Below are 20,837 nucleotides of genomic sequence, written 5' to 3'. Positions count from 1 at the left end.
GCCCCCGGCTTCTCCACTCCAGCGTCTCGATCCGCCCGCCTGAAGCTCAGCCCCCTCGCTCCTCCCCAGCCCCAACCAGCCACCTCCCCACCAACCCATCAGCACCCACCCAGCACTGCCACCTCCACCACACCGTTCCACCAGCCGCTTACGCCCTCAGCCATAGGGAACGCGCGGACTCCCAATAAGCGCCCGGCCCAGGCTGCTCCACCCCCGGGCAGCGATCACGAGCCGCGCCCGCTGACGCCGGCCTTCCGCCACCGGCACTTCCACTACCCAGCCGCTCCACACCGGGCTGCAGGCCACCGAGCCTTCCAACACCGGACCCTGGCCTTCGCACCCCCTCAGCCACCAGGCTGCTTCACTGACGGGCTGCTTCACCAACGGGAACGTCGTGACCGAACCCCACCGCCAGGGAAGGCCATCCCCCGATCAACAGCCGCCGGCCACGGTGACACCGCGACATCCCTGGTAGGGCTGGTAGGGGCGGCAGGGCGGCAGGGCGGCAGGGCGGCCACTTATCCACAACCCAGACCCACTCACCTACCGTCATCCACAGAACCGCATTCGCCCCCGCGGCACGGCCTCCACCCTCGGCACCCTATGGGCCATGACGAGCAACCGCCCCATCCCCACCCCCGCTCCTACCTCCACCCCAACGCCTGCTCCAAATTCCACCTCCGCCTCCACCCCCACCCCTGAGCCCTGCCTGACCCTCAGCACCCCGACCGACATCCTGGCCGCCGTCCCCTACCTGGTCGGCTTCCACCCCCGCAGCAGCCTCATCGTCATCGGGCTCAACCGCGGCCAGGCCAAATTGGTCGCCAGATGGGGCCTGCCGTTCCCGGCCGGAACCCTCGACCCCCTGGCCCCTCTCTTCGACCGAGAAGGCGTCACAGAAGTCGTCACCGTCGGCTACGGCCCAGGCGACCTGGTGACCCCAGCCGTAGACGCAATACGCCTACTGGCAGCCAAATCCCATGTCCGCGTAGGGGAGGCGCTGAGGGCTCACGAAGGCCGCTACTGGTCCTACATCTGCGACCTGACAACCTGCTGCCCCGCAGAAGGCACCCCTTACGACCTGTCCACCAGCCAGATATCAGCCGAAGCCACGGTGCACGGCCTCGTCGCCTTCCCCGACCGCGAGGCCCTGGAACGCACACTGTCCCCCATAACCGGCCCCGTACGAATGGCGATGCGCCGCGCCACCGCCGACGCCATCGCCGACTTCCGAGCCAACCTCATGACCGCCACCGACCTGGACGCCTTCACCACCCAGTTCGTGTCCGACGGCCTGGCCAGAGTCAGATCAGCCCTGCACACCCACACCGAGGGCGGCCGCCTGGACGACACCGAAGCCGCCCACCTGGGCCTGGCCCTCACCATCATGCGAGTCCGCGACGAAGCCTGGACCCTGATGAACGAATCCCACGCGGCCCTATGGAAGGACCTGACCCGCAGACTGGAGCCCCGCTTCATGCCCCCGGCCGCGTCCCTCTTGGCCATGGCCTCCTGGCGAGCGGGAAACAGCGTCCAAGCCACCATCGCCCTCGAACGAGCCCTGACCACCGACCCCCACTACTCGATGGCCAACCTCCTCATGCACGCCCTGCAGAATCTCCTCTCCCCGACCATCCTCAGAGACCGCCTACCGGCCCCAGAGGAACTGGACGCCGCCATGGGCCCCGCCACCGCCGCCTGGCTAGTCCCCCTCGTCAACCTGCTAGAAGAAGAAGTCCTCCACCCCACCCCCGACCCCCCACTCTGACCACCCACACCACCAGAATGCATGGCGACGACGGGCACAACGGCGCCGGCATGGACCCGGTGCCACGATCGGACGTCCGGCCGGTCCGCACAATCCCAGAACCCTGAGCGGTCGAGTGGGACCGGCCGGGCTTCGCCACCATGCCGCGCATCAGATCAACCATCAAGCGTCAGGCCATCGCACCGCGTCAGGTGGTCGAATCACGCTGGGCGGTCGAATCGCGTCAGGCCCTAAAGCCGCTCGTCCGGCCAACAGCCACTCGTCAGGTGATGGTCGGGTGTCGTCTCGCCGAGTGGTGGATCGGCGATCTAGCGGCGGGTCACCCACTGGGCCGCATCAGGTCGCCCACCGGGTCGCATCAGGCTGTCCACCCGGCGAGGAGATCTGGCTGGACCAGCCGGCGCTGACGCACGCCTGGCCTGTGTTCCGGCGCCGGATCTCCACCACCTGCGGCGGGCTGGCGGTGCACTGGGCCCACTGGGCCGCAGCCGTGCCGCCCACTGGTCCGCCCGCTGTGCCGCAGTCGGGTCGTTTGCCGTGCCGTTCCGTACCGCTCACTGGCTCGCCCACCGGGCCGCAGTCGGGTCGTTCACCCCGCTGGTTTGCCCGCTGTGCCGCGGTCGGGTCGTGCACCAGGGTCGTACCCGTGCTGCTCGCTGGTCTGTCCGCTGTGTGGCAGTCGGGTCGTTTGCCGTGCCGTTCCCGTACCGCTCACTGGTTCGCCCACCGGGCCGCGGTCGGGCCGTCCAGTGGGCCGCGGTCGGACCGCCCGCCAGGCCGTACCCGGGGGAGGAGCTATATCGCTCGGCGGGGTGGCGCCTCGGGTGTTGCCCCGCCGAGTGTCAGGTCAAGCCGAGTGTCAGGTCAAAGGGTGCCTTCCTCCTTGCGGCGTCGTTCGTTGTAAGCGCGCATACGCTGCGGATACCCGGTGAGTTGAACGTCGTAGACCGGCAGGGCAAGGTCGCGGGCGACCTTGTGGATCACTGCCGGCGATCCGACCCTGCGCCTGGTCCACTCGCCGTCGTCGGCCACCGCCACAGCGGTCGTGTCGGTGGCAAAAGTCTCTGGCTCGACATAAAACTCGACGCCCCGCCGCGAACGAGCAAAGGCGATTAGCGCCTCGATGTCGGCGTCTGTCGCCTCACGGTCGAACTTCGCGATCTTGCGGCCGCGGAGTCGACGAATGCCGTAGCGGTCTCGCCATCTCATGAATCCTTTTTATACCGTCTGAAGCCCTCGCGTCGGGGATGATCTAGGGGACAGATCCGGGATTCTCCCGATAGCACCTGGGGCGTGGACGACGCAGTATGAGTGGTGACTGCCCGATTCTCAAAGGAGAGGCATGACGATTATGGCTGGGGTACCGAAAACCCCCGGGCCGGGACAGGTGCCGCCAGCTCAACTGCGCGTCACCAACCAGGACCGCGATCACGTTGTCGAGCACGTCAAGTCGGCCTACGCGGAAGGCCGTTTCGACAAGCTCGAGTTCGACGACAGGTTGGAGCGCGCCATGACGGCGCGCACGCACGGTGACCTGATGCCCATCATGACCGAGCTGTACGGTACCCAGGCCGTCCCCAGGCTCGCCCCGCCGCCCCCGGCCCGCTCGGGGCGGGCACCGGAGAGCAACGAGCGCCTCGGCGCCGCCGTCGGCCACGGACTGATGGCCCTCGGCATCCCGATCATCGGCCCGCTGCTCCTGATGCTCATCGGCGGCAAGACGTCGCCCTACATCCGTCGGCAGGCGGTGGAGGCGCTCAACTTCCAGCTCACGGTGGTGGGGGCGTCGATCCTGCTGCCGTTCACCGTCATCGGCATCCTGCTCGTCCCGGTCATCTGGGTCGTGGCCTTTGTTCTCGCCATCGTCGGCGGCATCTCGGCCCTGACCGAAGGCGACTTCCGTTACCCCCTTACGGTGCGCCTGGTGAAGTGAGATCCAGCCCGGCTACAAATCCGCCACCGCAATCTCTCCGCCCTGCCGAGGCCACCGCGCCTCTGCGGGGCGGCCTGTTTTCCCGCGACGTGATGCGACGTGATGCGACGTGATGCGACGTGATGCGACGTGATGCGATGCGATGCGACGCGACATGAGCGAGTGACCACATTGGCCCAGCGTTGGATCGGTCGGGTGATCGCGTCGGCCGGAGGGTGGGATCGGTCGGGTGATCGCTTCGGCCGGGTGGTGGGATTGGTTGAGTGATCGCGTTGATCTGGATGGCCGGATTGATCGGTGATCGCGTCGGCCGAATGAGGGGATCGGGCGGGTGACCGCATTTGGTCCGGCTGTGGGATCGGTTGGAGGATCGTCTTGCCCGGCGGTGGGGGATCGGGTGGGGGATCGGGTGGGGGATCGGGTGGGGGATCGTATTGCCTGGCAGCGGGGATCGGGTGGGTGGTCGCATTGGCCCTGTGGTGGGATCGGGCGCGTAGCGGTATTGGTGGGTGATCGTATTGGTCGGGTGGCGGTGTTGAGGGCTGTCGACGGTCGTGCCTTTCCGTCGTGATCGCGTGGGTGGGACGAAGTCAGTCGTCTGGTCCGCGCCTCTGGAACTTCGCTGTAAGTTCGTGCAAATCCATCGTGCCGGGGTCAAGGTGGGCGAGTTCGTGCTGCTCACGGGCGTCATGGCGGACGAAGACGGCCATTGCGGCGGCGAGCAGGGATGCGGCGCCCGCACTGTCGCCGCTCGCCGCCCGTACCGCCGCGAGGTCGCGTCTGGCCCGGGCGGCGGGGAGCGGCGTGTGCAGGGCCTCCGAGATCGCGATCGCCTGGGTCAGGTGGTCTTCGGCGAGTTCGAGGCGGCCGCAGGAGAGGTGCAGTTCGCCGATGGTGCGTTGCATGAGGGCCTCGCCGTACCGGTCGAAATGGCGGCGGCACACTTCGAGGGCGTCCAGCAGCGATGGCAGCGCGCCGGTGCCGCGTCCCTGCCGGAGCTGTGCTTTGACCAGTGCCTGTACGGCGAAGGCGATCATCAGGCGGTCGCCGCTGTCCCGCAGCAGGTCCAGGGCCTCGCCGCTGAGCCGCTCCGCCTCGGCGTAGTCGCCCAGCGCGCGGTGGACGAGGCCCCTGGTGCGCAGCGTGAGCGCCTCGCCGCGCCTGCTGCCCGCGCGGCGGTAGGCCAGCATGGCCTGTTCGAGCAAGGGCCAGGTTGCTTGGTATTCGCCGAGTTCGAGGTGGATCGCGGCGGATGTACGGGCGGTGTAGCCGATGGCCGAGTCGTCGCCCAGGGTGTGGAAGATCGCCGCGGACTTCGCGAGGTGGTCGAGTCCTTCGCGCAGGCGGCAGTGCTCCCTGCAGGCGCTGCCCATGCCCGCCTGTACGACCGCCTCACCCCGTACATCGCCTGCCTCCGTGAAGAGGGGCAGGGCCTGGGACAGATGCGCGTACACCTGCTCGAACCGGTCGAGCTTGTAATGGATCTGGCCGAGACCGGCGAGCAGCGCCGCCTCGCCCAGCCGGTTGCCCGCCCGGCGGGCCGCCGCCAGCGCGGCATCGTGGCTGGTACGCCACTCGTTCAGCCGGTTGGCCATGAACACGTGCGAGAACGACAGCGCCGCCGCCAGGTCGCAGGCCGCCACATCCAGCCCGAACGCCGCCGCCCGCGCCACGGCCACGATCAGCGCGGGCGTCTCGGCCTCCAGCCAGGCGGCGGGATCGGCCAGCACCTCCGCGGAGATCCGGTCGTCGACGGGGCGCGCGGAGGCGTACTCGGCACGCAGCTCGACCTCGCCCGACGGGGAGCGGGCGCCCGCCTGCGTGATCAGCCACAACCAGCTGCCCAGCGTACGTGAGAGCGCCGCGTCCCGATCCTCAAGATCGTCGTACGCCACCGCGCACTCGGTCGCGAACACCCGCAGCAGGTCGTGCAACCGGTACCGGGCCCGGCCGGTGGCGTCCACGGCGGCGAAGTCCACGAGCTGGGCGTCCATGAGCCGCTCGATCACGTCGTCGGCGGCGTCGGCGGACACGTCCAGCAGCGGAGCCGCGATCCAGGACGCGAAGTCGGGCACCCCCAGCAGCCCCAACCGGCGAAACGCCGCCTTGGCCTGTTCGTCGAGCAGCCGGTAGCTCAGGCTGACGCTGGCCCGCACCTCCAGGTCGCCCGCGGCCAGTTCGTCCAGCCGGCGGTGCTCGTCGGCGAGCCGGCCGGTCATGGTGGCCAGCGTCCAGTGCCTGCGAGTGGCGAGGCGCGCTCCGGCCGTGCGTACCGCGAGCGGCAGCAGCCCGCACAGACCGACGATCGTCCGGGCGGCGTCCGGTTCGGCGGCGACCCGGCTCGATCCGGCGATGGAGGCGAGCAGGATGAGCGCGGAGTCGGCGTCCAGCACGTCGAGGTCGGTCAACTGGGCTCCCGCCAGGCCGGCGAGCCGGCCGCGCGAGGTGACCAGCACCGCGCAGCCACCACCGCCGGGTAGCAGCGGGCGGATCTGCCGTTCGCCCCGGGCGTCGTCGAGGACCAGCAGGACGCGGCGCTGGGCCAGCACACTCCGGTACAGGTCGGCGCGGTCTTGCGGCGATTCGGGCAAGGCCGTCGATTCGATGCCCAGTGCGCGCAGGAACCGGCCGAGGATCTCGTGGGCGGTGGCCGGGGTGTCGCTGGTGCCGCGCAGGTCGGCGTAGAGCTGGCCGTCGGGGTAGCGGCCGGCCGCCCGGTGGGCGATGTGCACGGCCAGCGTGCTCTTTCCGACCCCGCCCTTGCCCGAGATGACCAGCACGGGTGGTGCGGCGCCGCCTGTCGAGGTCAGCAGCGGAATCAGGTCGCTGATGAGAGCGGTCCGGCCGGTGAAGTCGGGTACGTCGGGCGGGAGTTGCGCGGGTACGACCGGGGGCGCCTGCTGCCAGGTTGCGAGCGGACGGGGCTGCCGCATGCTTCCGGGCTCCGCGGGGGGTCGCGTGGCGGGTTGGGTGGCGGGTTGGGTGGCGGGGGGCTCGCCGGGTTGGGCTGCGTCTGGAGTGGTGGGGGAATGGGTGCCCGGCTGGGCGTCAGGGCCTCGGGGAAACTGCGCGCCCGATTGGGGCGGCCTGGGCGGAGTGACGTCGTCGGTGGCAAGGAGCTGGGCAGCTTCGGAGGTGGCGTAGGTGAGTGGAGCGGCTTCGGAGGTGGCGTAGGTGGGTGGAGCGGCTTCGGGGGCGGTGGGAGGCTGGGGGCCCGGCGGGGTGATGCCCCCGTGGGGGGTCGCTGAGGGCGGGGAGGTCCGGGCTGTGGCACCGGATGGGGAGGTCCAGGCTGCGGTGGCGGGCGTGGTGGGGTCGCTGTGGGGGATGGGCGGGGAGTGTCCGCCCAGCAGGAGGGTCGTGTCGCCGCGCAGGATGGCCTGGTGCAGCTCCTGGAGGTGAGGGCCCGGGTCGATGCCGAGGCGGTCCGCCAGTGCCGCCCGGCCGTCCTCGTACACCGCCAGCGCCTCGGCCGAACGTCCCAGCCGGTAGAGCGCCATCATGAGGTGACCCCGTACCCGCTCCCGGTCGGGATGCGCGCCGACCAGCGCGGTCAGCTCGGGTACCAGTTCGGCGTGCCGGTCGAGGAGCAGTTCGGCGGCGACCCGTTCCTCGATCGCGGACAGGCGCAGCTCGTCCAGACGGGCGGCCTCCGCCGACAGCGCCTCACCGATCCCGCCCAGCGCGGGCCCGCGCCACAATGCCTCCGCCTCCCGCAGCAGCCGCGCCGTCTCTTCGTGGCGCTGCGCGCCCGCCGCCCGGCGGCCCTTGGCGAGCAGGCGCTCGAAGACGTCGAGATCCAGTCGCGTTCCCTCCAGTCGCAGCAGGTAGCCGGGCGGCCGGGTCTCGATCAGGTTCGGCTCGCCGCCGGGTGACAGGCCGCGCCGCAGCGACGAGACGTACGTCTGGATCAGCGCGCGGGCGGTGTCGGGCGCGTGATCGTCCCAGATGAGCTCCACCAACCGGCTCACCGGCACAACCTGACCGGCGCCGAGCAGCAGCGCCGCCAGCAGCGCGCGCGGTTTGGGACCGCCCACAGCCAGCCGTCGGTCCGCGTGCCATACCTCGACCGGGCCGAGCAGCCGAAACTCCACCGCCACCTCTTATACGGGGATTGCAGAGAACTTACAGCAGCCGACCTCATGATCGGACAGGAGCGATCCGTTTTGAAGAGGTGTGAAGAAAATGAACGGTGCACCGATCGTGCTGATGTCCGACCAGAGGGTGTCCGCGATTCCGGTGATCGACTGCGGGGAGCCGCTGTTCGATCTGCGCGACGTACCGGAGCTGCGGCTCGACAAGCGCCTGGCCGACGAGCGGGGCGCCTTCGCCCACCTGCGCGTCGGGCTCATCGACCGGCTCCTGACCGCCCAGGCGATGCTCCCCGACGGGCTGCGGCTGCTGATCGTGGAGGGTTACCGGCCGCTGTCGCTGCAGCGCCACTACTTCGCCCGGTACGCGGGTGAGCTCCGTACGGCCAATCCGTCGTGGAGTGAGGAGTTCGTGCACATCCAGGCCAGCCGCTCGCTCGCGCCGCCGGAGGTGGGTCCCCATGTCTGTGGCGCCGCCGTCGATCTCACGCTCGTCGGGGACGATGGTGTCGAACTGGACATGGGTACGCCGGTCAACGCCAGCCCTGAGGAGAGTGGCGGGGCCTGCTACACCCACCACCCGTCGCTCGACGACGCGGTCAGGGCCAACCGGCGGCTGCTGTTCCACGCGCTGGCGGCGGCCGGGTTCGTCAACTACCCGACCGAGTGGTGGCACTGGTCCTGCGGCGACCGCTACTGGGCCTACACCACCGGCTCCACGGCGGCCCACTACGCACACGTCGACTGGCCCAACTGATCCCGCCGGGCGACCTGTCGAGAAGGATGGAGCGCATGTGTCTCATGGAGGTCGCGCCGGCGTACCGGGCCCTGGTGCCGGAGGGCGCCACTCTTCACCAGGGGCAGTTCCACCAGGTGGTGATCGGCGAGGATCGGGTCATTTGCCTGCCTCGTACCGAAGCGGCGGCGGCGCGGCTGCCGGGGCGGGCGGCTCTGCTGCGGGTGCTCGCCGGGCTCGATCTGGGCGTTGATGTCCCCCGGCCGTTGCGGGAGCAGGCGGTGGGTGAGCCGCCGTACCTGATCCTCAGCCGGGTGCCCGGAGCGCCGCTGGAGGCCGGAGTACTGACGGATCCCCAGGTGGCGGAGGTGGTCGCCGGACAGTACGCCGGGCTGCTCGCCGGACTGGCCGCGGCCGGTGAGCGGGCCCGGGCGGTGCTGCCCGTGCCGCGCGGGCGGTGGGGGAGGTTCGCGGCGGAGGTGCGCGCCGAGCTGTACGGGCTCATGTCCGAGGCCGGACGGCGGCGGGCCGAGCGGGAGCTGGCCGCTCTCGATGGCCTGCCCGACGGCGGTACGGCGGTGGTGCACGGTGATCTCGGTCCCGAGAACGTCCTGTGGGAGTACGACGGCGGGATGCCGCGGCTCAGCGGGGTGATCGACTGGGACGAGGTCACCATCGGAGATCCGGCGGAGGACCTCGCGGCCATCGCGGCCGGGCACGGGCAGGCCCTTCTGAACCGGGTGATCGAGCTGGGCGGCCTGGCGAACGGGGGCCTGGCCGCCCGCATCACCACCATCCGAAGAACCTTCGCCCTCCAGCAGGCCCTGGCCGCCCACCGGGACGGCGATCAGGACGAGCTGGCGGACGGCCTGGCCGGCTATGTGACACCGCAAGCCGACCGTGCCGGGGGCTAGTTCCAAGGCCGTGAAGTTAGTGGGTGGGTGAGGTTGTCCAGGGGGCCGTAAGCTGCGGTTTCACCGGACATGAGGAGCGGAGCCCCGGTAGAACTGGCAGTCGACCAAGACAAGCCGTTCACAAGACCGGAGGCTCCGCTGTCCGGACAGTCTGCCATCACGCGTGTCATCACGGTGGCCGGAGGCCGGTTTGCGCCCGGTCATCTCGGCGAACTCACCCAGCTCATACCTTTCGAGATGGTCGACGAGGCGCTCAGAGTTACCAGGACCGTGCAATCGCGGCTGCGAGATCTGCCCTCCCGGGTCGTGGTGTACCTGGTTTTGGCCGCCTGTCTGTTCCCAGAGGTGGGATACCCCGACGTGTGGCGCAAGCTCACCGGCGCGCTGTCGGGCCTGCCGCTGGCCGCTCCGACAGCGAGCGCGCTTGCCCAGGCCCGCCGACGTATCGGTGCAGATCCCCTGCGGTGGCTGTTCGGCCTGCTGAGGGGCCCGGCGCCCACCATGCACCCACCAGCAGCCCGCTGGCGAGGGCTGCTGGTGGTCGCGCTCGACGGCACCACCTTGACCGTCCCCGACACCCCTGCGGTCCTGACCCGGTTCACGAAGCAGGCGGGCAACCACGGCGGCACCGGCTACCCGCAAGTCCGGCTGCTCGCCCTGGTCGCCTGCGGCACCCGCACCCTCATCGACGCCGTCTTCGGCCCGACCACCTCGGGTGAGACCACCTACGCCCCGCGCCTGCTGCCCAGCCTGCGGCCCGGGATGCTCCTGCTCGCCGACCGCAACTTCGCCGCCCAACGGCTTGTGGCCGACATCGCCGCCACCGGAGCCGACCTCCTGATCCGCCTCAAGAACGGCCGCAGGATGCCGGTCCTGTCCCGCTTCCCCGACGGGTCCTACCTCTCCACCCTCGGCCCCGTGCGCGTCCGCGTCGTCGATTGCAAGATCACCGTCACCACCACCGCCGGGAAGCACACCGGCCTCTACCGGCTGGCCACCACCCTGCTCGACCACCACCGCCACCCCGCAACCGAACTGACCACCCTCTACCACCAGCGTTGGGAGATCGAAACCGCCTACCTGGAACTGAAGTCGACCATCCTGGGCGGCCGGGTCCTGCGAGCCCGCACCCCCGAAGGCATCACCCAGGAGATCTACGCCCTGCTGGTGGTCTACCAGCTGCTGCGGACCGTCATGGCGGACGCCACCAGCACCCTGCCCGGCACCGATCCGGACCGGGCCGGCTTCAGCATCGCCTGGCAAGCCGCCCGCGACCAGATCATCCTGGCCGCAGGCATCATCGCCGACACGGTCGTCGACCTGGCCGGCACCATCGGACGGCACGTCCTGGCCAGCCTGCTGCCCCCGCGGCGCCTCCGCATCAGCCCTCGCATAGTCAAACGCGCCATCTCCAAATACCAGGCCCGAGGACCACGCATCGACCGGACCAGCTACAAAGCCACCACCGGCATCGAAATCCTCTCGCCCACAGGCCCTTGACAAGCCCACACACCCACAAACTTCACGACCTTGGGGCTAGTTCTTGGCCAGGACCTCGTACTTGACGCGCATCACGCCAGCACCGATGTTGCCGATGGCGGCGAAGGCGGCCCTTGAGAGGTCGAGGCAGCGGCCCCCGATGTACGGGCCGCGGTCGTTGATGCGGACCGTGACCGAGTCGCCGTTGTCCGGGTTGGTGACGCGGACCTTGCTGCCCAGCGGCAAGGTCTTGTGCGCGGCGGTCATGGCCGCCGGGTTGAAGCGTTCGCCGCTGGCCGTCATCTGCGGGTCGCCGTAGTACGAGGCGCCGCACCTGCCGGTCGAGAGCACCTTGAACCTGGGCTTCGCGGCCTTCGTCTTGATCGGCTTGGCGACCTGTGAGGGCTTGGCGGTCTGTGAGGGCTTGGCGGCCCGTGGGGGCTTCGCGGGAGACGCCGTGACCTCCGAAGACGAAGGCGACGACGACGAAGGCGAAGACGAGGGCGAAGGCTGGGCGGCGGCCGGGGGTTTGGGGGCCGGGGTGGAGGGGCGCGACGGGTTGGGAGCCGACTTGGCGCTCAAGGACGTGTCGCGCTTCGGGGAGTCGATGGCGGCCCAGGCGGTGGTGGAGGCGGCGGCCACGACGGCGGCGCCGGCGGCCACCGCTGCCCAGCGGCGCTTGCCGGAGGAGGACGGCTTCCGCTCCTGGGGAGACGGCTGACGTGTGTGCTGGCCCAAGGTAAACCACGGTCCTAGCTAGGGGACAGGGCGAGGAAAGGCCGGACCGTCAGGGGGGCGGGGGCATACGGGGGCCGATCCGCGGGCGCGGCAGGGGATCCCGCGCAGCGAGCACGAACATATGCGACAAACAGCAGGTAAAGGCAACTTAATGGGATGTCCAGTGAAATATCTCACTTATGCCACAAGTCGCCTAGAACGCCGAGCGTACGCCGAGGATCTTCAGGTTTCCGGCGAACCGGAGAAGTCGGCGCTCAGAGCATCAGCGAGCGAACCGTCTCCACCGTGTCGGCCTCCTCGACCCGCTTGTCCGGCCGATAGCGCAGCACCCGCGCGAACCGCAGTGCCATGCCCCCCGGATAACGAGGCGACCGCTGCACCCCGTCGAAGGCGATCTCCACCACCAGCTCGGGCCGCAACATGACCGTCCACTCGTCGGTGGGCCCCTCGGCCAGCTCCAGAAAGCGCTCGGTCTGCCAGGCCAGCAGCTCGTCCGTCAGCCCCTTGAACGTCTTGCCCAGCATCACGAACCCGCCCTCCGGGTCACGAGCCCCCAGATGCAGGTTGGACAGCTTGCCCTCGCGCCGCCCATGCCCCCACTCGGCGGCGAGGACCACCAGGTCGAGCGTGTGGCGCGGCTTGACCTTGATCCAGCCCGCGCCCCGCCGGCCCGCCGCGTAAACCGAAGCGGGCGACTTGACCACCAGGCCCTCGTGGCCCGCCTTGACCACGTCGGTGAAGAACTTCTCCGCCTCCGCCACATCGCCCGTCACCAGCCGGGGCGTCAGCAACTCCGGCGGCACCGTACGCGCCAGAGCCTCCTGACGCTGGGAGTAGGGCAGATCGAGCAGGTCGGCGCCGTCGACCCGCAGCGCGTCGAAGAAGAACACGCTCAGCGGCGTCCGCTCGCGCAGCCGCGCCACCTCCAGCTTGCTGGAGACGCGGCTCGCCGTCACCTGGAACGGATGCGGCCGCCCGTCGGGCCGCAGGGCGAGCACCTCGCCGTCGAGCACCAGATCGGCCGACGGCATCGCCAGCACGGCCTCGACCAGCTCGGGCACCTGCGACGTGATGTCGTCGAGCGTGCGGGTGAAGACCCGCACCTCCGATCCCGACCGATGCGCCTGCACGCGCACGCCGTCGAGCTTCCACTCCAGCGCCGCCGGGGCGCCGGCCTTCTCCAGCGCGGCGGTCACGTTGGGCGCGCTGCCCGCCAGCATCGGCGAGACCGCCCGCCCCACCTCCAGCCGGAACTCGCGCAGCGCCGCCACCCCACCGGCCAGCGCGGCCGCCCCCACGGCGGGCAGCCAGCCGCGCAGGGTGAGCGCGCGGCGCACGTCGGCCGAGGGCGCGCCGGACGCCTTGGCCACCGCCTCGATCATGACGCCGTCGAGCGCGCCCTGCCGCAGCTCACCGAAGAGCAGGCGCCGCATGAACTGCTGCTCCTGGCTCGTCAGCCCGGCGAACAAGTCGGTCACCAGGGCCCGGCGCGCCGCCTGCGAGCCCTGCCCGGAGACGGCCTTGATCCGGCTGAGCAGCTCGTCCGTCTGGGTCAGCGTGGCGGTGGCGGCGAGTTTGGGCTGCGGGGTTTCCTCAAGCGTGCGCCAGCCCACGCCCACCTGCCGCTGGGGCAGCTCACCCGAGAGGTAGGAGATGGCGATCTCCGCCTCGTCGGGGCCCACCCGGCCAAGGAGCTCCGCCAGATGGCCGATCTTGCCAAGCCTGGCGGACGTGCGCGTCACCGCCTCGGAAACTCGTACCACGTCGATCAGAAGCACACGCCTATCGTGCCTCACGCCGCCGACAAATCCCCACTTGATATCGACATGTCGGTGGCGGGTGTCGGCGCGGGCCGCCACACCAGGCGGCCCGCGCCAGTGATCAGCAAAGACCGATCAGCAAAGACTGATCAGCTCACGCCGAGCAGGTCGACGACGAAGATCAGCGTCTCGTTGGGCTTGATCCGCGGCGGAGCGCCACGGGTGCCGTAACCGAGGTGCGGCGGAATGACCAGCTTGCGCCGGCCACCGACCTTCATGCCCTGGACACCGCGGTCCCAGCCCCCGATGACGCGCCCCCCGCCGAGGGGGAACTCGAACGGCTGGCCGCGGTTCCACGACGCGTCGAACTCCTCCCCGCTCGAGAACGAGACGCCCACGTAGTGCACGCTTACGTTCTGACCGGCCTTGGCCTCCGGGCCGTCGCCCACGGTAAGGTCCTCGATCTCCAGGTCGGCGGGCGGGTTGCCCCCCGGGAAGTCGATCTCGGGCTTTTCGAGTGCCACGAAGTGCTCCTGTTAACGGATGAGAATGGACCCGACGACTCTATGCCGTCGGGATATCGTCATCGTTCATGGCCGCCCTTTCTCCCGACGCGATCCTGCTCACCGGCCGCGTGGCCGTCGTCACCGGGGCGGCCAGAGGCATCGGGCTGGCCATCGCCGAGGCTTTCGCCGCGTTCGGGGCGCATGTTGCGGTCTGTGACCGTGACAAGCCGCAGGCGGAGCTCGCGATGACGCTCGACGTGCGCGACCAGGTGGCGGTGGAGGTGTTCGCGCAGGCCGTACGCGAACGCTGGGGCCGGGTGGACGTGCTGGTCAACAACGCCGGCGGCACATTCCACGCCGGCTTCGCCGACACCTCGCCACGCGGCGAGCAGATCCTCATCGAGGAGAACTTCACGCAGGTCACCGGCATGATCAGGCGGCTGCTGCCGATGATGCCGCCCGGCTCCTCGATCATCAACGTGACGTCGAGCGAGGCGCACCAGGCGGCGCCCGGGTTCGCCGTGTACGCGGCCATGAAGGCGGCCCTCGACAGCCTCACGAAGACGCTCGCGCTGGAGCTGGCCCCCAGGGGCATCAGGGTGAACGCGATCGCCCCCGACGCGCTGCAGACCGAGGGCGAGGCGGGCGTCCGCGAGCGCATGCTGGCCCGCCCGCTGCCCTACGACCCGGTCCGCGTCCCGCCGCTCGGCCACCTCGGGCGGCCCTGCGACGCGGCGGGGGCGGCGGTGTTCCTGGCCGGCGAGCTGGCCAGGTTCGTGACGGGCACGACGGTGCACGTCGACGGCGGCATCAACGCGGCGGGCGGCTGGCGCAGGACCTAGGTCACCAGCTCTGGTGCAGTGGCATGCCCTCCGCGTATCCGGACGAGCTCTGGACCCCCACGACCGCCTGCGCGTGAAACTCCTCCAGCGTCGCCGCCCCCGCGTACGTGCACGACGACCGCAGCCCGGCCACGATGGCGTCGATCTGGTCCTCCACGCTGGGCCGCTTCGGATCCAGATACATCCTGGACGTCGAGATGCCCTCCTCGAACAACGCCTTCCTGGCCCGCTCGAACGCCGAGTCCTCGGCCGTCCTGAGCCGCACGGCCCGCGCGGAGGCCATGCCGTAGTTCTCCTTGTACTCGCGCCCCTTGGCGTCCGTGTGCGTGTCGCCCGGCGACTCGTACGTCCCCGCGAACCACGACCCGATCATCACGTTGGACGCCCCGGCCGCCAGCGCCAGCGCCACGTCGCGCGGATGGCGTACGCCGCCGTCGGCCCACACGTGCCGCCCCAGCCGCCGGGCCTCGGCCGAGCACTCCAGCACGGCCGAGAACTGCGGCCGTCCCACCCCGGTCATCATCCGGGTGGTGCACATGGCGCCGGGGCCGACGCCGACCTTGAGGATGTCGGCACCGGCGTCCACCAGGTCGCGCACGCCGGCGGCGGTCACCACGTTGCCCGCCGCGACGGGCACGCCGGGGTCGAGGGCCGTGACGGCGCGCAGGGCCGCGATCATCTTCTCCTGGTGGCCGTGGGCGGTGTCCACGACCAGGCAGTCGATGCCGGCTTCGAGGAGTTCCTTGGCCTTGGCGGCGACGTCGCCGTTCACGCCGACGGCGGCCGCGATGCGCAGCCGTCCCCCGGCGTCGACCGCGGGCTGGTAGAGGGTGGCGCGCAGCGCCCCCGTACGCGTGAGGATGCCGACCAGCCGCCCCTCCTCGTCCACGACGGGCGCCAGCCGGTGCCGGCCCCCGTGCAGCCGCTCGAAGGCCAGGTGCGGGTCGAGCCCGGCGGGCAGCGTCAGCGGCTCGCTCGACATGACCTGCGAGAGCTGGGTGAACATGTCGACGCCCTGGCAGTCGGCGGTGGTCACGACGCCGACGGGCCGGTTCTGCCAGTCGACCACGATGACCGCGCCGTGCGCGCGCTTGGGCAGCAGTTGCAGGGCCTCGCCGACGGTGGCGTGCGAGGTGAGGGTGAGCGGCGTGTCGTGGACGAGGTCGCGCTTCTTGACCCAGTCGACGACGTTCGCCACGACGTCCATCGGAATGTCCTGCGGGATCACGGTGATGCCGCCCCGCCGCGCCACCGTCTCGGCCATGCGCCGTCCGGCGACCGCGGTCATGTTGGCGACGACGATCGGGATGGTGGTGCCCGTGCCGTCGTTGGTCGACAGGTCGACTGCGAGCCGGGAGCCGATCGAGGACCGCGACGGCACCATGAACACGTCGCTATAGGTCAAATCGTATTGAGGCTCGAGGTCATTGAGAAATCTCACGTTCATCCATCTTATGTGGTGACAGGTTCATCAAGGGGTTTCCCCCATTCGCGGGGGCTTATGATCGGCCGGGACACTTTTGGGGAGGGAGGACCTGTGGACGTCACAGAACGGGCCGAACTGGTGGTGGTCGGTTTCGCCGTACGCACCACCAACGCCGAGGAAATGGATCCGGCGCGGGCCAAACTGCCCACGCTGTGGCAGCGGGCGGGCGCGCCGGGGGCTTTCGCGCACGTACCCGGCCGCCTTGACGAGAATCTGTACGCGGTGCTGACCGATTACGAGAGCGACCACAACGGCGCCTACACACAGATCGTCGGCACCGGGGTGCGCACCGTGCCCCGGCTGCCCGAGGGCATGGTGGCCGTGCGCGTGCCGGCCGTGCAGTCGCTGAAGCTGGCGGCCCGCGGCCCGATGCCTCAGTCGCTGGTGGAGGCGTGGCAGCAGGTGTGGAAGCACACCGAGTCGGGGGGAACGCCGTCGCGGGCGTTCACGACGGATCTCGAAGTGCACCACCCGGACGGCGCCGATCTCTACATCGCCGTCTGAAGTCCGAGCGCGGCGGCCGCCGCTTCGACGGCCGCCGGCTTGACCTCCTCCGGCGGCAGGTGGGCATATTCCACCGTGCAGTCGGACATTCCGCCGAGCGCCACCGTCGCCCGGATGTGCTGCGCCTGGGTGAGCTCCGGGCCGAGCAGCAGCGTGATCAGCCGCCGCCGCCAGTCGAACATGCGCTGGCCCAGGTCGAGATACGCCAGCGTGGACATGTCCTGCATCACCATCACGATCACCTCGCGGTGCTGCCAGACGAGGTCGAAATAGTCCTCCAGCAGTTTCCCCGCCTCGCCCTGACCGCGCGTGGCGACGAACCGCTCGACGTCCTCCACCATCGGCTGCACGATGCTGCGCACCAGGTCCTCGCGTGAGGAGAAGTGGTAGTAGAGCGCCGGCTTGGTAATGCCCAGCCGGTCGGAGATCTGGCGCAGGCTGGTGTTCTGCACGCCCTGCCGCATGAACAGCTCGCGCGCCACCGCCTGGATGCGTTCCTTGGTGTCACTGGGCATGATGCCAAATATATCCCTTACCTTCCGTTAAGTAAGCCTGCGTGTTACCGTCCTTACTTAACGGAAGGTAAGGAGGGGGTCATGAGGATCCTGATCTCGGGAGCGAGCGTCGCGGGGCCGGTGCTGGCGTACTGGCTGCACAAGTACGGCCACGACGTCACCGTCGTCGAACGGGCCCCGGCGCTGCGGAAGACGGGCGGCCACGCGATCGACCTGTTCAGGCCCGCGATGGACATCGTGGAGCGGATGGGCGTGCTGGAGCCCGTGCTGGCCGCCAAGACCGGCACCGAGCGGCTGACCATGTACCGGGAGGGCGTCGCGCGCCCGGTGGAGCTGGAGGTGCGCCGCCTCATGGCCGCCGTCTCCAACCGGCACGTCGAGATCATGCGCGACGACCTCAGCGAGATCCTCTACGACGCCACCCGCGACGACGTCGGCTACGTCTTCGGCGACTCCATCGCCTCGATCGCGGACAACGGCGAGGTGGCGTTCGACAGCGGCCGGACCGACTCCTACGACCTCGTGGTGGGCGCCGACGGCCTGCACTCCAACGTACGCCGCCTGGTCTTCGGCCCCGAGTCGGACTTCACCACCTGGATCGGCGCCTATCTGGCCGTCGTCTCGGTGCCCAACCACCTGGGTCTGGACGGCCGCATGGAGGGCATCGCGGGGGTGGGCAGGATGGCCGGAATGTACGGCGCCGCCCACATGTCCGACGCGCGGGCGGTGTTCCTGTTCAGGACGCCGGAGCCGCTCGACTACCACCACCGGGACGTCGCCAGGCAGAAGGAGCTGCTGCGTGAGCGCTTCGCGGGCATGGGCTGGCAGGTGCCCAGGCTCATGGCGGAGCTGGACCGCACGCCCGCGTTCTACTTCGACTCGATCACCCAGCTCCGCATGGACACCTGGTCACGCGGCCGGGTGACGCTGGTGGGCGACGCGGGCTACTGCCCCGGGCCGGCCGTCGGGGGGAGCACGAGCCTGGCGGTCGTGGGGGCGTACATCCTGGCGGGAGAGCTGGCCGCGCACGGCGGCGACCACACGCGCGCCTTCCCGGCCTACGAGGCCGAACTGGCCGAATACGTCCGCCGCAGCCGCGCCTTCGCCGTCCGCGCGGCCAGGAGCATCGTCCCCGGCAGCCGGTTCGACCTGTGGGCGCTCACCCAGGGCGTGCGCCTGGTCACCCGCCTGCCCGTCGCGCTCACCAGGGCCGTCGTCAAGGCCGGCAGCAAGGGTGTGCGCCTGCACGACACGATCGAGCTCAAGGACTACGCAGTTCGACAGGGAACGACGTCACGCCCCTGACGAAGGCGTTGGGCAGGATCCGCGGCCCCTCCGCGTCCGCCCAGGCGGCCGAGCCGACCCGGTCCAGCCACTCCTCGAAGAAGATCCGCAGCTCCAGCCTGGCCAGCGCCGCCCCCAGGCAGAAGTGCGTGCCCAGGCCGAACGCGATGTGCCCGCCCGGCCTCCTGGTCACGTCGAACACCTCCGGATCGGCGAACACCCCGGGATCCCGGTTCGCCGACCCGTACATGAGCAGCACCTGCTGCCCCTCGGCGATCCGCTGCCCGTGCAGGGAGGTGTCGCGGGTGGCCGCGCGGCACATGTTGAGAATCGGTGTGGTCCACCGGATGAACTCCTCCACCGCCCCCTCCATCAGCCCCCGGTCCTCGCGCAGCAGCCGCCACTGGTCCGGATGCCGGATCAGCGCGTCGATCGCGGTGGCGATGACCGTCCTGGTGGTCTCGGCGCCGCCGTCGAGCAGCAGCAGGGCCTCGTTCGCGAGGTGGTGGTCGTCGTACGCGGGGCTGGCGCACCAGAGCGACAGCAGATCGTCCTGCGGGCAGGCGCGGCGCTCGGCGGCCAGGTCGAGCACGGCCTGGCCGTACTCGCCCGCGGCCACGGCGGCCTCGTGCGTGACGTAGCGCAGCCCGCCCCCGGCCACGATCGTGGTCTCCGACCAGTGCTTGAGCCGGGGCCACTCCTCGTCGGGGAACCCGAGCAGCCAGCCGATCATCCGGGCCGGCAGCGGCGCGGCCAGGTCGGGCACCACGTCCACCGAGCCCTTCTCCAGCGCCCGGGTCAGCAGCTCGACGACGACCTCGCGCACACGGTCGGCGTAGCGTTCGTGTACGTAGCGGGGGGTGAAGCGGCGGTAGACGAGCCGGCGGCGCTCGGCGTGCTCGGGGTCGTCCAGGCCGATCATGGACGGCTCCGAGGGGAGCTGGGGACGGTAGCCGACCGTGCTGGTCCAGAGCTTGGGGTCGCGCTCGATGGCGGAGATGTCGGCGTGGCGGGAGACGCCCCACAGGTTGTTGGCCGTGTCGTGGTAGGCGGGGGCGTGCTCGCGCAGCCAGGCGTAGGTGGGGGTGGGGTCGCCGGCGTACAGGTCGCCGTCGAGTAAGTCGATCATGCGAGCACTCCTTGGCCGCGTAGCTTGTCCGCCTCCTCCTGGGACAGGCCCCATCCGGACAGGTCGGCCAGGCGGGTGGCGGGGGAGAGGTCCTGCTCCGGGACGCCGAGCAGGCGGGGGGCGGGCACCGGGTGGGTGATGCCGCCGACCTGGACGAAGGAGCCGCGCGCCACGTTGTGCGGATGGGCGGCCGCCTCGGCCATGGACAGCACGGGCGAGACGCAGGCGTCGGAGCCCTCGAAGAGCGCCTCCCACTCGGCGCGGGTCCTGGACCTGAACTCCTCGGCCAGGCGGGCCTTGAGCGCGGGCCACTGGGCCCTGTCGTTCCTGTCGGGCAGGTCGGTCAGGCCCATGAGACGCACCATGGTCTCCCAGAACTGCGGCTCCAGGGAGCCGACGGCGACGTACCGGCCGTCGGCGGTTTCGTACGTGTCGTACTGCGGGGCGCCGGTGTCCAGCAGGTTCGTGCCTCGTGGTCCCCAGTGCCCGCTCTGGGCGGCCTGGTAGAACATCGAGAACAGGATCGCCGCCCCGTCCACCATGGCCGCGTCGACCACCCGGCCCTGACCGGTGCGCTCCCGTTCGAACAGGGCGAGCAGCACCCCGTACGCGAGCATGAGCCCGCCGCCGGCGAAGTCGCCCAGGATGTTGATCGGCGGCGTCGGCTTGTCCCCCTCGCGGCCCAGCATGGACAGGACGCCGGAGACGGCGATGTAGTCGATGTCGTGCCCGGCCGTCGGCGCCAGCGGCCCGTCCTGGCCCCAGCCGGTCATGCGGCCGTACACCAGCCGCTCGTTCACCGCGCGCAGATCCTCGGGCCCGATGCCGAGCCGCTCGGCCACCCCCGGCCGGAACACCTCGATCACCACGTCGGCCCGCCGCGCCAGCTCCTTGAACGCCGCCACGCCCTCGGGGGCCTTCAGATCCAGGCCGATCGTGTGCTTGCCGCGATCCATGACATCCGAGCGCGGCTGGTCGGAAACCCCCTTGATCCGGTCTACTCGGAGGACTTCCGCGCCGTGATCGGCTAGCATCATCCCCGCGAACGGTCCAGGCGCGAGCCCCGCCAGCTCCAGCACGCGCACCCCGGACAGCGGACCTCGGCGAACCTCAGACATTCGATCTCTCCTCGACTGTGGACCCTGCCTCAGT

Annotated in this window: 18 protein-coding genes; 9 read left to right on the top strand and 9 right to left on the bottom strand. The window is 70.4% G+C overall.

Annotation, left to right across the window (positions count from 1 at the left end; translation table 11 throughout):
• The first annotated feature begins 610 nt into the window (after positions 1 to 610).
• A complete protein-coding gene (locus tag C4V41_RS11035; RefSeq protein ID WP_103955637.1) occupies positions 611 to 1,768 on the top strand; it encodes a DUF4192 domain-containing protein in 1,158 nt (385 codons plus the stop codon).
• An 864-nt stretch (positions 1,769 to 2,632) separates the two neighbouring features.
• On the opposite strand, the gene C4V41_RS11030 is transcribed toward C4V41_RS11035, so the two are convergent.
• Positions 2,633 to 2,977: a hypothetical protein gene (locus tag C4V41_RS11030; RefSeq protein ID WP_103955636.1), complete on the bottom strand. Its 345-nt coding sequence runs from the start codon at positions 2,975 to 2,977 to the stop codon at positions 2,633 to 2,635.
• 133 nt (positions 2,978 to 3,110) lie between these two features.
• Between C4V41_RS11030 and C4V41_RS11025 the strand changes: the two genes are divergently transcribed.
• Positions 3,111 to 3,701, top strand: a complete 591-nt coding sequence (locus tag C4V41_RS11025; protein WP_235030033.1) for a DUF1707 and DUF4870 domain-containing protein — start codon at positions 3,111 to 3,113, stop codon at positions 3,699 to 3,701.
• 590 nt (positions 3,702 to 4,291) lie between these two features.
• Here C4V41_RS11025 and C4V41_RS11020 read toward each other — a convergent pair.
• Positions 4,292 to 7,795, bottom strand: a complete 3,504-nt coding sequence (locus C4V41_RS11020) for an AfsR/SARP family transcriptional regulator (RefSeq protein WP_200823873.1) — start codon at positions 7,793 to 7,795, stop codon at positions 4,292 to 4,294.
• A 91-nt stretch (positions 7,796 to 7,886) separates the two neighbouring features.
• Here C4V41_RS11020 and C4V41_RS11015 point away from each other — a divergent pair, with 91 nt between their 5' ends.
• The 3 genes from C4V41_RS11015 (at position 7,887) to C4V41_RS11005 (ending at position 10,942) form a co-directional block, all read left to right on the top strand.
• Positions 7,887 to 8,549 (top strand): M15 family metallopeptidase, encoded by a 663-nt coding sequence (locus tag C4V41_RS11015; RefSeq protein ID WP_103955633.1) that lies wholly within the window; start codon positions 7,887 to 7,889, stop codon positions 8,547 to 8,549.
• A gap of 35 nt (positions 8,550 to 8,584) precedes the next feature.
• Entirely contained in the window at positions 8,585 to 9,442 is an 858-nt protein-coding gene (locus C4V41_RS11010) for a phosphotransferase family protein (protein WP_235030032.1), read from the top strand.
• Between the two features lie 69 nt (positions 9,443 to 9,511).
• Positions 9,512 to 10,942 (top strand): IS4 family transposase, encoded by a 1,431-nt coding sequence (locus C4V41_RS11005; protein ID WP_268808570.1) that lies wholly within the window; start codon positions 9,512 to 9,514, stop codon positions 10,940 to 10,942.
• 36 nt (positions 10,943 to 10,978) lie between these two features.
• Here the strand turns inward: C4V41_RS11005 and C4V41_RS11000 are convergent, their stop codons facing one another.
• Entirely contained in the window at positions 10,979 to 11,272 is a 294-nt protein-coding gene (locus tag C4V41_RS11000) for a septal ring lytic transglycosylase RlpA family protein (RefSeq protein ID WP_235030031.1), read from the bottom strand.
• 106 nt (positions 11,273 to 11,378) lie between these two features.
• Here C4V41_RS11000 and C4V41_RS10995 point away from each other — a divergent pair, with 106 nt between their 5' ends.
• A complete protein-coding gene (locus tag C4V41_RS10995) occupies positions 11,379 to 11,642 on the top strand; it encodes a hypothetical protein (RefSeq protein WP_146103619.1) in 264 nt (87 codons plus the stop codon).
• Between the two features lie 271 nt (positions 11,643 to 11,913).
• Here the strand turns inward: C4V41_RS10995 and C4V41_RS10990 are convergent, their stop codons facing one another.
• Both C4V41_RS10990 and C4V41_RS10985 read right to left on the bottom strand, forming a co-directional pair.
• Entirely contained in the window at positions 11,914 to 13,437 is a 1,524-nt protein-coding gene (locus tag C4V41_RS10990; protein ID WP_103955629.1) for an ATP-dependent DNA ligase, read from the bottom strand.
• Between the two features lie 131 nt (positions 13,438 to 13,568).
• Positions 13,569 to 13,943, bottom strand: a complete 375-nt coding sequence (locus C4V41_RS10985) for an FKBP-type peptidyl-prolyl cis-trans isomerase (RefSeq protein ID WP_103955628.1) — start codon at positions 13,941 to 13,943, stop codon at positions 13,569 to 13,571.
• A 68-nt stretch (positions 13,944 to 14,011) separates the two neighbouring features.
• On the opposite strand from C4V41_RS10985, the gene C4V41_RS10980 reads away from it, so the two are divergent.
• Positions 14,012 to 14,767 carry an SDR family NAD(P)-dependent oxidoreductase gene (locus C4V41_RS10980; RefSeq protein ID WP_103955627.1) on the top strand — a complete coding sequence of 252 codons (756 nt, stop codon included), beginning with the start codon at positions 14,012 to 14,014 and terminating at the stop codon, positions 14,765 to 14,767.
• A gap of 1 nt (position 14,768) precedes the next feature.
• On the opposite strand, the gene C4V41_RS10975 is transcribed toward C4V41_RS10980, so the two are convergent.
• The gene (locus tag C4V41_RS10975; protein WP_103955750.1) at positions 14,769 to 16,208 is read right to left on the bottom strand and encodes a GuaB1 family IMP dehydrogenase-related protein; all 1,440 of its coding nucleotides are present in this window, start codon (positions 16,206 to 16,208) and stop codon (positions 14,769 to 14,771) included.
• A 96-nt stretch (positions 16,209 to 16,304) separates the two neighbouring features.
• Between C4V41_RS10975 and C4V41_RS10970 the strand changes: the two genes are divergently transcribed.
• The gene (locus C4V41_RS10970) at positions 16,305 to 16,757 is read left to right on the top strand and encodes a GyrI-like domain-containing protein (protein ID WP_103955626.1); all 453 of its coding nucleotides are present in this window, start codon (positions 16,305 to 16,307) and stop codon (positions 16,755 to 16,757) included.
• Here the strand turns inward: C4V41_RS10970 and C4V41_RS10965 are convergent.
• Complete coding sequence (locus C4V41_RS10965; RefSeq protein WP_103955625.1) at positions 16,742 to 17,272, bottom strand: TetR/AcrR family transcriptional regulator; 531 nt, start codon at positions 17,270 to 17,272, stop codon at positions 16,742 to 16,744. The two genes, C4V41_RS10970 and C4V41_RS10965, sit on opposite strands and share 16 nt — an antisense overlap.
• An 81-nt stretch (positions 17,273 to 17,353) precedes the next feature.
• Here C4V41_RS10965 and C4V41_RS10960 point away from each other — a divergent pair, with 81 nt between their 5' ends.
• Positions 17,354 to 18,577, top strand: a complete 1,224-nt coding sequence (locus tag C4V41_RS10960; RefSeq protein WP_103955624.1) for an FAD-dependent monooxygenase — start codon at positions 17,354 to 17,356, stop codon at positions 18,575 to 18,577.
• Here the strand turns inward: C4V41_RS10960 and C4V41_RS10955 are convergent.
• Together C4V41_RS10955 and C4V41_RS10950 are read right to left on the bottom strand one after the other, a co-directional pair.
• Positions 18,534 to 19,685, bottom strand: coding sequence for a cytochrome P450 (locus tag C4V41_RS10955; protein ID WP_103955623.1), 1,152 nt, complete (start codon positions 19,683 to 19,685; stop codon positions 18,534 to 18,536). The two genes, C4V41_RS10960 and C4V41_RS10955, sit on opposite strands and share 44 nt — an antisense overlap.
• Entirely contained in the window at positions 19,682 to 20,803 is a 1,122-nt protein-coding gene (locus C4V41_RS10950; protein ID WP_103955622.1) for a CaiB/BaiF CoA transferase family protein, read from the bottom strand. The genes C4V41_RS10955 and C4V41_RS10950 overlap by 4 nt, the downstream gene beginning before the upstream one ends.
• Positions 20,804 to 20,837: the final 34 nt, after the last annotated feature.

The organism is Nonomuraea solani, from assembly GCF_900108335.1.
Lineage (GTDB): Bacteria > Actinomycetota > Actinomycetes > Streptosporangiales > Streptosporangiaceae > Nonomuraea > Nonomuraea solani.
The sequence above is the reverse complement of the archived record's forward strand: the minus strand, read 5'-3'. Positions and strand labels throughout refer to the sequence as shown.

What these genes read in the sequence shown, in the direction of transcription:
- C4V41_RS11030 (WP_103955636.1), bottom strand. Translation starts at nt 2,977, where the DNA reads ATGAGATGGCGAGACCGCTACGGCATTCGTCGACTCCGCGGCCGCAAG.
- C4V41_RS10950 (WP_103955622.1), bottom strand. Translation starts at nt 20,803, where the DNA reads ATGTCTGAGGTTCGCCGAGGTCCGCTGTCCGGGGTGCGCGTGCTGGAG.
- C4V41_RS10980 (WP_103955627.1), top strand. Translation starts at nt 14,012, where the DNA reads ATGGCCGCCCTTTCTCCCGACGCGATCCTGCTCACCGGCCGCGTGGCC.
- C4V41_RS10965 (WP_103955625.1), bottom strand. Translation starts at nt 17,272, where the DNA reads ATGCCCAGTGACACCAAGGAACGCATCCAGGCGGTGGCGCGCGAGCTG.
- C4V41_RS11010 (WP_235030032.1), top strand. Translation starts at nt 8,585, where the DNA reads ATGTGTCTCATGGAGGTCGCGCCGGCGTACCGGGCCCTGGTGCCGGAG.
- C4V41_RS11005 (WP_268808570.1), top strand. Translation starts at nt 9,512, where the DNA reads ATGAGGAGCGGAGCCCCGGTAGAACTGGCAGTCGACCAAGACAAGCCG.
- C4V41_RS11025 (WP_235030033.1), top strand. Translation starts at nt 3,111, where the DNA reads ATGACGATTATGGCTGGGGTACCGAAAACCCCCGGGCCGGGACAGGTG.
- C4V41_RS11015 (WP_103955633.1), top strand. Translation starts at nt 7,887, where the DNA reads ATGAACGGTGCACCGATCGTGCTGATGTCCGACCAGAGGGTGTCCGCG.
- C4V41_RS11035 (WP_103955637.1), top strand. Translation starts at nt 611, where the DNA reads ATGACGAGCAACCGCCCCATCCCCACCCCCGCTCCTACCTCCACCCCA.
- C4V41_RS10955 (WP_103955623.1), bottom strand. Translation starts at nt 19,685, where the DNA reads ATGATCGACTTACTCGACGGCGACCTGTACGCCGGCGACCCCACCCCC.
- C4V41_RS10960 (WP_103955624.1), top strand. Translation starts at nt 17,354, where the DNA reads ATGAGGATCCTGATCTCGGGAGCGAGCGTCGCGGGGCCGGTGCTGGCG.